The organism is Paraburkholderia sp. BCC1884 (assembly GCF_900996225.1).
Taxonomy (GTDB): Bacteria; Pseudomonadota; Gammaproteobacteria; order Burkholderiales; family Burkholderiaceae; genus Paraburkholderia.
This window is the reverse complement of the sequence record NZ_CAAJGL010000079.1, coordinates 561,646-574,889: the sequence shown is the minus strand read 5'-3', so window position 1 is coordinate 574,889 and position 13,244 is coordinate 561,646. Positions and strand designations below refer to the sequence as shown.

Below are 13,244 nucleotides of genomic sequence, written 5' to 3'. Positions count from 1 at the left end.
CAGCCTGTTTATTCGCCAGTTTGCAGGTTGTTGACGCCACCCACCGCATGGGCGTTGGCCGGAGCCGAAGGCGGCGGCTTCACCGCGCCGGCGGCAGCGCCTGTCGCCCCTTGAGAATCCGGTAAGGCCTTGTCGGCCGCAGCCGGTGCAGTGGGAGCCGGCACGGCCTGTCCAGCGGCAAGCGGCTTCAGATCGAAGGCCTGCGGGTCCGAATCGTCGACGTTCATGCGGTCGCCGGCCACCGAACCGTCGGCCGCGAACTTGCCGACCCAGTTGCCGGTGATATGCGTGCCGTCGTTCGATTCCTCGACTTCGAGCGTATCGCCATCGCGGTCGCCGGCGATCAGGATCACTTCGCCCGTGTCCGTGTACTGATACTCGCCGTGCACGCCCGACGGATCGTCGGTTTTCGCGCCGAGCCGCAGCACGATCTGACGCTCGCCCAGCATGCCGGCGTAGCGCGGGAACTTCGCGAATTCGGCGCTCGGCCGGAGCGGCAGCTGAATCGGCGGCGGCGCCGCCAATTCCTTGACCGCATCGCTTTCGGCCCATGCCTGAATCGGCCATACCGCGCCCGCGCCGACACCCAGCAAGGCGGCGGCGCTCACCACTGCCCAGACGCGCCGCTGCAGGGCACCCTTCTTCGCTTTCGATTCCCGCATCCCTTGCTTCCCCATTGCCCGTTACCGCTCAATAGCCGCCTGTGGCGTGTCCGACCGCCGGCCTTTGAATTCGCGCCGACCTGCCGGACCATGCCGCGACAGGCTTCAGATTCGCTCGAAGATCGCGGCAATACCTTGCCCGCCGCCGATACACATCGTCACCAGCGCATAGCGGCCGCCGATCCGCTGTAATTCATACAATGCCTTCACGGTGATGACCGCGCCGGTCGCGCCGATCGGATGGCCGAGCGAAATGCCCGAGCCGTTCGGATTGACCTTGGCCGGATCGAAGCCAAGTTCCTTGCTGACCGCGCAAGCCTGGGCGGCGAATGCTTCGTTGGCCTCGATCACGTCGAGGTCGGCGACCGTCAGACCGGCCCGCTCCAGCGCCCGGCGCGTAGCCGGCACGGGACCGATGCCCATGTAAGCCGGATCGACACCCGCATGCGCGTACGACACCAGCCGCGCCAGCGGCTTGATGCCGCGCTGTTCGGCGACGCTGCGCTCCATCAGCACGACAGCGGCCGCGGCGTCGTTGATGCCCGACGCATTGCCGGCCGTCACCGTGCCGTTTTCTTTCGCAAACACGGGCTTCAGCTTCGAAAAGTCTTCCGGCGATGCATTCATGCGCGTGTGTTCGTCCGTATCGAACACGACGTCGCCCTTTTTCGACGGAATCGTGATCGGCAGGATCTGGTCCTTGAAGTAACCGTTCGTGATCGCGTTGGCCGCGCGGCGATGCGATTCGAGCGCGAGCGCGTCCTGCGCCTCGCGCGAAATTTCGTACTTGCGCGCGACGTTCTCGGCGGTCACGCCCATATGGATCGACTGGAACGGGTCGTTCAGTGCGCCGACCATCATGTCGACGAGACGGGCATCGCCCATGCGCTGACCGAAGCGCGCGGCGGGCATCGAGTAAGGGGCGCGGCTCATGTTCTCCGCGCCGCCGCCGATCGCGATGTCGGCGTCGCCTAGCAAGATGCCTTGCGCAGCCGACACGATCGCCTGCAAGCCGGACCCGCACAGGCGGTTCACGGTCAGCGCCGGGGTGTGTTGCGCGACGCCGCCGTTGATCGCGGCCACGCGCGCCAGATACATGTCCTTCGGCTCGGTATGCACGACGTTGCCGAATACCACGTGCCCGACTTCGTCGCCCGATACCTTGGCGCGCTCCAGTGCTTCACGCACTACACGCGCGCCGAGATCGGTCGGCGGGAAATCTTTCAGACTGCCGCCGAAACCACCGATGGCCGTACGCACACCGCTCACCACGACTACTTCCCGTTGCATCGCTCGCTCCTCTCCAGTCTCTCAAGATGATGTGCCGCGACGGGCTGCGCGTCGCGGCGCGTGTGTTTCAGCCTGCCAGAAGTCGTTCGACCGTCGCACGCGAGGGAATCGGCGCGACCGCGCCATAGCCTTGCGTGGACAGCGCAGCGGCGACGTTCGCATAACGCGCGGCGGCAAAAGGATCGTCACCCGCGACGATGCGCGCGATGAACGCGCCGCCGAAACAGTCGCCCGCACCGGTTGCATCGACGGCATTGACCGCGTGACCCGGCACGACGCGCCGCTCGTTCGGCGTGGCGATGTACGAGCCTTCCTTGCCGAGCTTGAGCGCCACCACACGCGGGCCGTGCGAGAGCAGAAAATCGACGATCTCGTCGCGGCCGGTCAAACCGGTGAGTTCGGTCACGTCGTCCCAGCTCGGCAGGCAGATGTCGGTCAGGCGAATCGCTTCGAGCATCACCGCGCGCGCCCGCGCAAGCGGCCATAGCTTCAGACGCAGATTGGTGTCGAAGCTCACCTGCACGCCGTTGCCGCGAGCATGCGCGATCGCGGCGAGCGCGGCGTCACAAGCACTCAGGCTGATTGCCAGGCTGATGCCGGACAGGTGAATGACTTTCGCTGCGGCGATCGCTTCGAGCGGCAATTCGTGCGGCGCGTAGCGGCTTGCCGCCGACCCCGCGCGCAGATAGTCGAACGCGTGACCCTCGGGACCGTGCGAGACGAAGTAGACCCCGGTGGACGCCTGCGCATCGACCTTGACGAGCGACGTATCCACCTGCTCGCGCTCCCACAAATCGACCAGCAAACGGCCAAAATGATCCGCCCCGACCGCCGACACGAAACCGGTCTTCGCGCCCTGCCGCGCCGCCGCGATACAGAAGTTCGACGTGTCGCCGCCGAAGCCTTGCAGATAGTTCGGCTGGTCCTTCGCCGACTGGTTGAATTCGATCATCGCCTCGCCGAGAGCGAGGATGTCAGACGTTTGGGTTGGCTGGACGGCGGCCGTGCTCGACGTCATCGTTCAGACCTCGCCCCACAGGTCGTGACCGTCAGCGCCGGTGATCTTCACCGAAACGAAATCGCCGACCTTGTAGCGTTTGGACGCCTTGGTAGCCGGCGCGATATACACGACGCCGTCGATCTCCGGCGCATCAGCCGCCGTGCGGCCGATGCCGCCGTCGGCATTGATCTCGTCGACCAGCACCTTCAGCGTCTTGCCGACCTTCTTCGCGATGCGTTTGGCCGATACTTCTTCGGCCACTTCCATGAAACGCGCGCGACGTTCTTCACGCACTTCGTCGGGCAACGCGCCGTCGAGTTCGTTGGCCGTTGCGCCTTCGACTGGCGAATAGGCGAAGCAGCCGACCCGATCCAGTTCCGCCTCGCGGATGAAATCGAGCAGGGTCTGGAACTGCTCTTCGGTCTCACCCGGGAATCCGGCGATGAACGTGCTGCGGATCGTCAGATCCGGGCACATTTCGCGCCATTTCTTCACCCGCTCCATCACCTTTTCGGCATTGGCCGGACGCTTCATGCGCTTGAGCACTTCGGGGTGCGCGTGCTGGAACGGCACGTCGAGATACGGCAGCACGTGGCCCTTGTACGGACCTTCGGCCATCATCGGAATCACGTCGTCGACGCTCGGATACGGGTAGACGTAGTGCAGGCGCACCCATGCGCCGTATTGCGCAGCCAGTTCGCCGAGCGCGCCGACCAGATCGGTCATGCGCGTCTTGATCGGCTTGCCGTTCCAGAAGCCCGTGCGGTATTTGACGTCGACGCCATACGCGCTCGTGTCCTGCGAAATCACCAGCAGTTCCTTCACGCCCGACTTGAAGAGGTTCTCCGCTTCGAGCATCACCTCGGCGACGGGACGCGACACGAGGTCGCCGCGCATCGACGGGATGATGCAGAACGTGCAGCGGTGATTGCAGCCTTCGGAAATCTTCAGATACGCGTAGTGGCGCGGCGTGAGCTTGACGCCGGCAGCCGGCACGAGATCGACGAACGGGTCGTGCGGCTTCGGCAGATGGGCATGCACATGCTGCATCACCTCGCCCAGCGCATGCGGGCCAGTCACGGCCAGCACCTTGGGGTGCACTTCTTCGATCAGGCCCGTGCCGCTCGCACTCTTCTTCGCGCCGAGACAGCCGGTGACGATCACCTTGCCGTTTTCGTTGAGCGCTTCGCCGATCGCGTCGAGACTTTCCTGCACCGCTTCGTCGATGAAACCGCAGGTGTTGACGACCACGAGATCCGCGCCGTCGTACGTGCCGGAGATTTCATAACCTTCGGCACGCAACTGGGTGATGATCTGTTCGGAATCGACCAGCGCTTTCGGGCAGCCGAGGGAGACAAAGCCGACTTTCGGCGCAGCAGTCGGGGCAATCGTGGGGGTGGACATGGGGGACCGCGTGGAAGACGTTAAACCTTGAATTGTAGCGGTTTGGCACCGCCGCCGCTCGTAAGTCTTTGAATTTCCGCCCTCAACTGGCTGCGGCTTGCGCCGTTTCGGGCTGATCGACGCTCGCCGGATCGGCCTCCGGCATCGCGCCGCAGACCCCGATTGCGCGCTCGATCACCTCGATAATCTCGCGTGAATCGTGCAAACGCCGGATCGCCGCGTGCAGGTCGGCCGCTTGTGCCCAGGTGCGCTTCAGATAGCTGAGCCACATCTTGACGCGGCCATGCTCGTGGCGCGACGCGACGCGGTTTTGCATTTTGGTCAGATAACCGGCCATGTCGCGCAAAACGAAAGGCCACTCCCCGGCGGACGGCGTTCGATCCATCAGGCCACGTATGCGCAGCGACAGAAAGGGGTCGGAAACGGCGCCTCGCCCGATCATCACGTCCGCGCAGCCGCTAACTGCCCGGCAGCGCTCCCAGTCGGCCACGCTCCAGACTTCGCCGTTCGCGATCACGGGAACGTCGACCGCCGCGTCGATGCGGGCGATCCACTCCCAATGCGCGGGCGGCCGGTAGCCGTCTTCGCGTGTTCTGGCATGCACGACGAGCGACGCGGCACCGCCTTCGGCCAGCGCCACGGCACAATCGATCGCCTGCGAGGTATCGGACACGCCAAGGCGCATCTTCGCCGTCACCGCGATATGGGCCGGCACCGCGGCGCGCACGGCGCACACAATCCGGTTCAACTGACGAGGGTCGGCCAGCAGCATCGCGCCGCCGCCGTGCTGGTTGACGATCTTGGCAGGACAACCGAAATTCAGATCGATGCCGTGCGGCGAAAGCGTGGCCGCGTGGGCCGCATTGCGCGCCATCCAGTCGGCGTCGCTGCCGAGCAGCTGGATCACCATCGGCGTGCCGCTCAGGGTGCGACCGCCGTGCAGCACTTCGGGCGCCTCGCGCTCGTACACGCGGCTCGGCAGCACGGAACCCGTCACGCGGATGAACTCGGACACGCATCCGTCGAAGCCGCCCGCGCTCGTCAGCACGTCGCGCAACATGTAGTCCGCGACCCCTTCCATCGGCGCGAGGAACAGGCGGCTCATGCGGCAGCCCACGCCGACGGGAAGCGTCGCGCGTGAGGATCAAGGGGGAAAAGGTGAAACATGGGACGGACCGTGAGAATGGGGATCGAGTTGGCGGCCAGAGCGCCCTCTTCGAGGAAAATGCCCCACACCCGCAGCCCGCGATTGTACCGTGGCGACGCAAGTCGACCGGCCGGGCCGCGCGAGGAGCGGGCGCCGCCCCGCAAACCGGGAAACGCCGCCCGCGATCACGCGCTTCAGCCCTTACTTCTTCTCCGGCTCCGGATTGGTCTGCGGCGCGGCGGCCGGCGCGGTGCCGGCATTCACCGGGCCACCCGGCGTGAACGGGAAAGTCGCGAACATCGATTTGGCCTGGGTCTGCATCTGCTCCTGCATCTGCACGAACATATTCTTCGACTGCTCGATGTAGCTGGTCATCATGCCCTGCATCATCGGCGCCTGCATGTTCATGAACTGCGACCAGACCTCGGGGTTCATGGCCTTGCCTTCGTACAGATTCTTCGACTGGTCGGCGAGTTTCGCCTGAATGTCGATGAAGGCCTGAATGTTCTTTTCCAGATACGTGCCCATCATGCCCTGCATCGCATGACCGTAGAAACGGATGATCTGCGACAGCATCGACGACGAGAACATCGGCAAGCCGCCGCTCTCCTCATCGAGAATGATCTGCAACAGGATGGCGCGCGTCAGGTCCTCGTTGCTCTTGGCATCGATGACCTTGAAATCCTCCTGATCCAGCACGAGCTGTTTGACATCCGTCAGCGTGATGTACGTGCTTGTCTCGGTATCGTAGAGCCGACGATTCGGATATTTCTTGATCAGTCGTTCGGCTGTTTTCTTTGTAGTAGTGGTCATGTAACGCCTTTGAGCGCGAGTTGAGCGCGGAAACGGCGTCACACCGGCTGCACAATCGGGCCATTGCACAGTCGAGACGCCGCCGAACCATCTGAGCCGAAGTGCGCCGCCTTGTGAGCGGCGCGCCGCAGACTCAGCCCATATGCAAACCACCGTTGAGCGAAAAGTCGGCGCCCGTGGAGAAACCCGATTCGTCCGAGGCGAGCCACGCCACGATCGAGCCGATTTCCTGCGGCTGACCGAGACGACGCACTGGAATCGTCGCGACGATTTTTTCCAGCACGTCGGGGCGGATCGACTTGACCATGTCCGTGCCGATGTAGCCCGGCGACACGGTGTTGACCGTCACGCCCTTGGTCGCCACTTCCTGCGCCAGCGCCATCGTGAAGCCGTGAATCCCGGCCTTCGCGGTGGAGTAATTGGTCTGGCCGAACTGGCCCTTCTGGCCGTTCACCGACGAGATGTTGATGATGCGGCCAAAGCCACGCTCCACCATGCCGTCGATCACCTGCTTGGTGACGTTGAAGAGGCTGGTCAGGTTGGTGTCGATCACCGCCGTCCAGTCTTCATGCGTCATCTTGCGGAACACGACGTCGCGCGTGATGCCGGCGTTGTTGACCAGAATGTCGACTTCGCCGACTTCAGCCTTGACCTTGTCGAACGCGGCCTTGGTCGATTCCCAATCGCCGACGTTGCCTTCGGAAGCGACGAAATCGTAGCCGAGCGCCTTCTGCTCTTCGAGCCATTTCACGCGACGCGGCGAGTTCGGGCCGCAACCCGCGACCACCCGGTAGTTCTCTTTGTGCAGCCGTTGGCAAATGCTCGTGCCGATGCCGCCCATCCCGCCCGTTACGTACGCAATTCGCTGTGTCATAAACCACACTCCGTTATCGTTTTCGAGGCGCCGAGCGGCGCCCCTTTCCTCGCCTGATACTTCATCTCCGCTGCCGCCGGGCGACCGGCCGACGAGGCCACTGCTAAGCGCGCGGCGCCTGCATCAGCGCCCCGCGCGGCAACTCTGCTATCACCACATCACCACGCCAGGCGCCGCACGCCTGGCGATGGTCAAGCGTGTTCGCTCACCTTCAATCGCGCTCGAGCGCGAGCGCCACACCCATGCCGCCGCCGATACACAGCGACGCCAAACCCTTCTTCGCATCGCGCTTCTGCATTTCGTGCAGCAGCGTGACGAGAATCCGGCAACCGGACGCGCCGATCGGATGGCCGATCGCGATCGCGCCGCCGTTCACGTTGATCTTCGAAGTGTCCCAGCCCATCTGCTGATTGACGGCGCAGGCTTGCGCCGCGAACGCTTCGTTGATTTCCATCAGGTCGAGGTCGGCCGGTGTCCAGCCCGCGCGTTCGAGACAGCGGCGCGAAGCGGGCACGGGGCCCATGCCCATCACCTTCGGATCGAGACCCGACGTGGCGTAAGCCTTGATGCGCGCGAGCGGCTTGAGGCCGAGCGCTTCGGCCTTCTTCGCCGACATCACCAGCACCGCGGCCGCGCCGTCGTTCAGACCCGACGCGTTGGCGGCCGTCACCGAGCCTTCCTTCGAGAAGGCCGGCTTCAGGCCTGCCAGCGCCTCAGCCGTCACGCCATGACGCACGAACTCGTCGGTGGCGAAACGCAGCGGTTCGCCCTTGCGTTGCGGAATCTCGACCGGCACGATTTCGTCGTCGAAACGGCCCGACTTCTGCGCGGCTTCGGCCTTGTTCTGCGACAAGGCCGCGAACGCGTCCTGCTGCTCGCGCGTGATGCCGTATTCCCTGGCGACGTTTTCCGCCGTCACGCCCATGTGGTACTGGTTGTAGACGTCCCACAGGCCGTCGACGATCATCGAGTCGATCAGCTTCGCGTCGCCCATGCGGAAACCGTCGCGCGAGCCCGGCAGCACGTGCGGCGCCGCGCTCATGTTTTCCTGACCGCCGGCGATCACGATATCCGCGTCACCCGCGATGATCGCGTTGGCGGCCAGCATCACGGCCTTCAGGCCCGAACCGCACACCACGTTGATCGTCATACCGGGCACGGCGTTGGGCAAGCCCGCCTTGATCAGCGACTGACGCGCCGGATTCTGACCGGAGCCTGCGGTCAGCACCTGACCCAGGATCACTTCGCTCACCTGTTCGGGTTTCATGCCGGCCCGTTCGAGCACGGCACGGATCACCGTGGCGCCGAGTTCGGGCGCAGCGACCTTCGAGAGCGATCCACCGAATTTGCCGACTGCCGTACGGGCCGCCGATACGATCACAACATCAGTCATTTCCATATCCTCCGGGCATGTCGGCTTGATACGCCGCAGCCCGTCAAGTTAAAAATCCCGTTGCTCACACTGCCGTTGCACGTTACTCGCGCTGCCGCACGTAACGCCCGGGCGCCGGTTCGATCACCGGGAATTCGGCCGAACCGGCGGTGGCGCGCGGCTTGACCTTCTTGCCGCTGTACTGGTCGAGCCACGTGGTCCATTCGGGCCACCAGCTGCCTGGCACTTCGGTGGCCGCGTCGAGCCATTCGTCCGCGCTTTGCGGCAGCGTTGCGGCGTCGCCTTCCAGCGTCCAGTAATTGCGCTTCTTCTTCGCGGGCGGATTGATGACGCCCGCGATATGACCCGACGCGCCGAGCACGAACTTCAGCGGCCCGGTGAGCAGCGGCGCCGACGCATACGCGGTTTGCCACGGCACGATGTGGTCTTCGCGCGAACCGTAGAGGAAGGTCGGCACGTCGATCTTCGAGAGGTCGACCGGCTCGCCGCACGTAGTGAGCGCGCCCGGCTCACGCAGACGATTCTCGAGGTACGTGTTGCGCAGATACCAGACGTACATCGGGCCCGGCAGGCTAGTCGAATCGCTGTTCCAGTAGAGCAGGTCGAACGGCACCGGCGTGCGACCTTTGAGGTAGTTGTCGACGACGTAGTTCCACACCAGATCGTTGGGGCGCAGAAACGAGAACGTGTTGGCGAATTCGACGCCGCGCATCAGTCCCGCCGGCGCGCCGTTCTTGCCGCCGATGCTCTGCTCGCGCATCTGCACATGCGCCTCGTCGACGAATACGTCGAGCACGCCCGTGTCCGAGAAATCGAGCATGGCGGTGAGCAGCGTCATCGAAGCGGCGGGATGTTCGCCACGCGCCGCGGCCACCGCGAGCGCCGTGGCGAGCATCGTGCCGCCGACGCAGAAGCCCAGCGTGTTGATCTGCTCGCGGCCGCTGATCTTGCTGACCGTGTTGATCGCCTTGAGCACGCCGTCGCCGATGTAGTCGTCCCACGACTTGTTCGCGATCGACTGGTCCGCGTTGCGCCACGAAATCAGGAACACCTGGTGCCCGGAATCGAGCCCGTGCGCGACCAGCGAATTCTCCGGTTGCAGATCGAGAATGTAGAACTTGTTGATACACGGCGGCACGATCAGCAGCGGCCGCTCACGCACGGTCGCCGTGCGCGGCTTGTACTGGATCAGCTGCATCAACTCGTTTTCGAACACCACCGACCCTTCGGTGTTCGCGAGATTCTCGCCGACCACGAAACGCGACTCGTCGGTTTGCGAAATCTTGCCGCGCTGCAGGTCGCCGAGCAGGTTCATCACGCCCTGGCGCAGGCTTTCACCCTGGCTGTCCAGCAAGGTCTTCTGCGCCTCCGGATTCAGCGCGAAGAAGTTGCTCGGCGAAGCCGCCGCGGTCCACTGCTGGACGGCGAAGCGGATGCGTTCGCGCACCTTCGGTTCGGTGTCGAGCGCGTCGACCATTTCCTGCAGATAGCGCGCGTTCAGCAGATACCACGCGGCAGTGAAGGCGTAGGCCGGCGTCGCGCTCCATGCTTCGGCGCTGAAACGGCGGTCCTTCAGTTCGGGAATCTGCGTGGCGGGTGCGCTCGCCTGCTGGAGCAAAGCCATCGCTTCGCGCGAATAGTCGGCCTGCAATTTCTTCAGACGCTCGGGCGGAATCGCGGCGTTCGGAATATTGAGTCCGGCGAACGACGGCATGGACGGCATCGCGCCCGCCGTCAGTTTGCTGAAGTCGGGCATGCCGGGAAACGACGGCATCGGCGGCAAGCCCATGGACGGCATCTGCGGAATGCCCATTTGCGGCATCGAAGGCATGCCCGGCATGGGGAACGGCATACCTGCCGTCGCACCTTGCGGCGCGCCGAGCGAACGCCACGCGTTCAGCCAGGTATCGAATAACTGCTGCATGCCTGCGGTCGATGTCGCGCCGCTGGTACCGGCCTGCTGCGTGTGCTCCGTCGAGGAGTCCGTGCTGGGGGAAGCTGAGGAATGTGATGCTGCCATACCTGCTTTTGACCGGTGAGTCCTTGCGGACGGGTGGAGAGGCAGGTTCGTGCGCAAAGTGGGCGATTGCTCGCGACCTCGTCACGCCCTGTCCCATTTACGAGGAGCTCGTGAGGAACATTCTTGCTCCCCATCGCAAGGCATGTCAATGCTTGTTCCCGATTTTGCCGCAGTGCGATAGTTTTTTAATTATCGTTTTCCCTGTGTAGCAGAACGCGCTTTTGGCACATGCATGAATCGAGGTTGGGTAACGCGAAAAAAGCTCCCATATTGCATGGGCTTATGTGCGTTTATCCATTCGCGGAGGGACGCTTTTCGCGGCAGATTTACGCGCTCGCGAAGATTTCCGGCAGCGCAGCAAAACCGCTTGGTGCGCCTCCGAACAAACCCTCATACCCGGGCCGGTAGTCAGGCCGGGCGAACGGCGCGCGCTAGTCGGCGAGGCTCTGCGCGCGATCGTCCAGCCAGATCAGCGCAGCCATGCGACCGGTCTCGCGATCGCGGCGATACGAGTAGAAGCGATCACGTTGCGTGACCGTGCAGAGATCGCCCCCGGTGATGTGGGTGACACCAAGCCGTTGCAGCCGCAAATGCGCGAGCGCGGGCAGATCGGCGAGATATTTGCCGGGGTTCCCGGGATGTGCCATGAACGCATTGGCGGTCGCTTCGCGTTGTGCGCCGTCGACACCGTTCATGAAGGCGTCACGCACGTCCGGGCCGACTTCGAAGGCGCTCGGTCCAATCGCGGGTCCGAGGTAAGCGTGCAATCCACCCGCCTTCACGCCGGCCAGTTGCGCGACCCGCTGCGCCGTCTGTTCGACGATGCCCGCGGCAAGCCCGCGCCATCCCGCATGCGCCGCGCCGACCGCGCGGCCGGCTTCGTCGCAAATCAGCACCGGCATGCAATCCGCGACCATCACGACGCACACCGTGCCGGGCCGATCCGTGACGCTCGCATCGGCGCGCGTCGGCGTGCCGCCGGCCTGCGTCTGCGCGAGGACGTCGTCCGCCCGGACGATGCCCGCGCCGTGAATCTGCTCGAGCCAGGCGGCTTCTTCGACGCCGGCCAGATGCAACAGACGCGCGCGATTGGCGGCGACCGCAGCCGGCTCGTCTCCGGCCTTCATGCCCAGATTCAGGCCGCCGGGCAAGTCCACGCCGTCCTGCCAGCGGCCGAACGGCGGCTCGCTCATGCCGCCGTTACGCGTGGTGACCAGCGCGCGCACGCGCGGCGACACGTTCCATGCGGGTTGCACGACATCGGCAAAGCTCAGCTCCGGTGTATTCATGCGCGATCGCCCTGTTCGTCTTCGTTGCCCTCGTTCTGGCCGTCGTGCTCGGCGTGCTCGTCGTGCTCTTCGTGCTCTTCGTGCTCTTCTTGTTCTTCTTGTTCTTCGCCTGCGTCGAGGTCGTCGTCATGCTCGAGGGTGTCCTCGTAATCGTCTTCCTCGTAGTAGTTCTCGTCGTACTCGCCCGCTTCATCGCGGCCCAGACCGAGCGCCACCGAGAGCGCCTCCATGTCGGCCGGCACATCGGCGCGCCAGTTCATCGTGCGGCCGGTCTGCGGATGAACCAGGCCGAGGCGCCATGCATGCAGCGCCTGACGGGCGAAGCCGCCGGGCAGCGGCGCGACGGAGCGCTTACCGCGCGCGCGCCCATAGACCGGATCGCCAAGCAGCGGATGACCGATATGTGCGCAATGCACGCGAATCTGATGAGTGCGCCCCGTTTCGAGATCGCAGGTGACCGCGGTGACCGGCTGACGTTCCCAGATCGCCGTTTCGACGCGCCGGAAATGCGTGCGCGCGGGCTTGCCCGACGCGCTCGTCACCACGGCCATGCGGGTGCGCTCGCGCGGATCGCGGCCGATCGGCGCGTCGATCGTGCCGGACTCGGGCATGTTGCCCCACACCAGCGCCAGATAACGTCGCTTGACCGTGCGCGCCTGCAACTGGCGCACGAGGTCGGTTTGCGCTTCGAGCGTGCGCGCCACCACCATCAGACCGGAGGTCTCCTTGTCGAGCCGGTGCACGATGCCCGCGCGCGGCAAGCCCGCCGCGGCGTCGCCGTAGCGATACAGCAAGCCGTTGAGCACGGTGCCGCTCCAGTTGCCCGCCGCCGGGTGCACCACCATGCCAGCCGGCTTGTTGATGACCAGCAGCGTGTCGTCTTCGTAGATGATCTCGAGCGGCACGGGCTCCGGCGTGAAGGCGAGTTGCTCGGGCAGCAGATCGGGCACGAGTTCGAGGGTCGCGCCGAGCGGAACCGGCTGGCGGATCTTCGCCGCCTTACCGTCGATGCGCACCCGCTCGGCCTCGATCCAGCTCTGCAGGCGGTTGCGCGAGAACTCGGGGAACAGCCGCGCGAGCACCTTGTCGAGACGTTCGCCCGCCCATTCGTCGGGCACGAGGACGTGGCGCGGGGTCTCGTCCGTCACGCGATTCGCCACCGTCGGAATCAGGCTCTGCGGGTCGACAGCGCCCAGCGCCTCGCTGCCGAGATCGTCGTCGAGGGAATCGACGCCCAACGCGTCGGAGGGGTCAGCGCTTACGCTATAATCTTTGTTGCTATTCCCGGCACCGGTTGCGGCGCCTGGAGTATTTGAGCGGGTCATTGAGTCTGGGTCACCTGGACGTAAAGC

Annotated in this window: 11 protein-coding genes; all 11 read right to left on the bottom strand. The window is 64.7% G+C overall.

Annotated features, from left to right (window positions below):
* Positions 1-8 precede the first annotated feature (8 nt).
* Positions 9-662: a hypothetical protein gene (locus tag FQ705_RS18005; protein WP_144143391.1), complete on the bottom strand. Its 654-nt coding sequence runs from the start codon at positions 660-662 to the stop codon at positions 9-11.
* Positions 663-767: 105 nt separating this feature from the next.
* Entirely contained in the window at positions 768-1,952 is a 1,185-nt protein-coding gene (gene bktB, locus FQ705_RS18000; protein WP_144143390.1) for a beta-ketothiolase BktB, read from the bottom strand.
* Positions 1,953-2,019: 67 nt separating this feature from the next.
* Positions 2,020-2,970: a sugar kinase gene (locus tag FQ705_RS17995; RefSeq protein ID WP_144143389.1), complete on the bottom strand. Its 951-nt coding sequence runs from the start codon at positions 2,968-2,970 to the stop codon at positions 2,020-2,022.
* Positions 2,971-2,973: 3 nt separating this feature from the next.
* Positions 2,974-4,356 (bottom strand): 30S ribosomal protein S12 methylthiotransferase RimO, encoded by a 1,383-nt coding sequence (gene rimO / locus FQ705_RS17990; RefSeq protein ID WP_144143388.1) that lies wholly within the window; start codon positions 4,354-4,356, stop codon positions 2,974-2,976.
* 82 nt (positions 4,357-4,438) lie between these two features.
* A complete protein-coding gene (locus tag FQ705_RS17985; RefSeq protein WP_144143387.1) occupies positions 4,439-5,461 on the bottom strand; it encodes a tRNA dihydrouridine synthase in 1,023 nt (340 codons plus the stop codon).
* A 243-nt stretch (positions 5,462-5,704) separates the two neighbouring features.
* Positions 5,705-6,316, bottom strand: a complete 612-nt coding sequence (gene phaR, locus FQ705_RS17980; protein WP_144143386.1) for a polyhydroxyalkanoate synthesis repressor PhaR — start codon at positions 6,314-6,316, stop codon at positions 5,705-5,707.
* 133 nt (positions 6,317-6,449) lie between these two features.
* Complete coding sequence (locus tag FQ705_RS17975) at positions 6,450-7,190, bottom strand: 3-ketoacyl-ACP reductase (RefSeq protein ID WP_144143385.1); 741 nt, start codon at positions 7,188-7,190, stop codon at positions 6,450-6,452.
* A gap of 211 nt (positions 7,191-7,401) precedes the next feature.
* The gene (locus tag FQ705_RS17970; RefSeq protein WP_144143384.1) at positions 7,402-8,583 is read right to left on the bottom strand and encodes an acetyl-CoA C-acetyltransferase; all 1,182 of its coding nucleotides are present in this window, start codon (positions 8,581-8,583) and stop codon (positions 7,402-7,404) included.
* 82 nt (positions 8,584-8,665) lie between these two features.
* Positions 8,666-10,507 (bottom strand): class I poly(R)-hydroxyalkanoic acid synthase, encoded by a 1,842-nt coding sequence (gene phaC, locus FQ705_RS17965; RefSeq protein WP_144143567.1) that lies wholly within the window; start codon positions 10,505-10,507, stop codon positions 8,666-8,668.
* Between the two features lie 527 nt (positions 10,508-11,034).
* Positions 11,035-11,892 (bottom strand): peptidoglycan editing factor PgeF, encoded by an 858-nt coding sequence (gene pgeF / locus FQ705_RS17960; protein WP_144143383.1) that lies wholly within the window; start codon positions 11,890-11,892, stop codon positions 11,035-11,037.
* Positions 11,889-13,217 carry an RluA family pseudouridine synthase gene (locus FQ705_RS17955; protein WP_144143382.1) on the bottom strand — a complete coding sequence of 443 codons (1,329 nt, stop codon included), beginning with the start codon at positions 13,215-13,217 and terminating at the stop codon, positions 11,889-11,891. Before FQ705_RS17955 ends, pgeF begins: the two co-directional genes overlap by 4 nt.
* Positions 13,218-13,244: the final 27 nt, after the last annotated feature.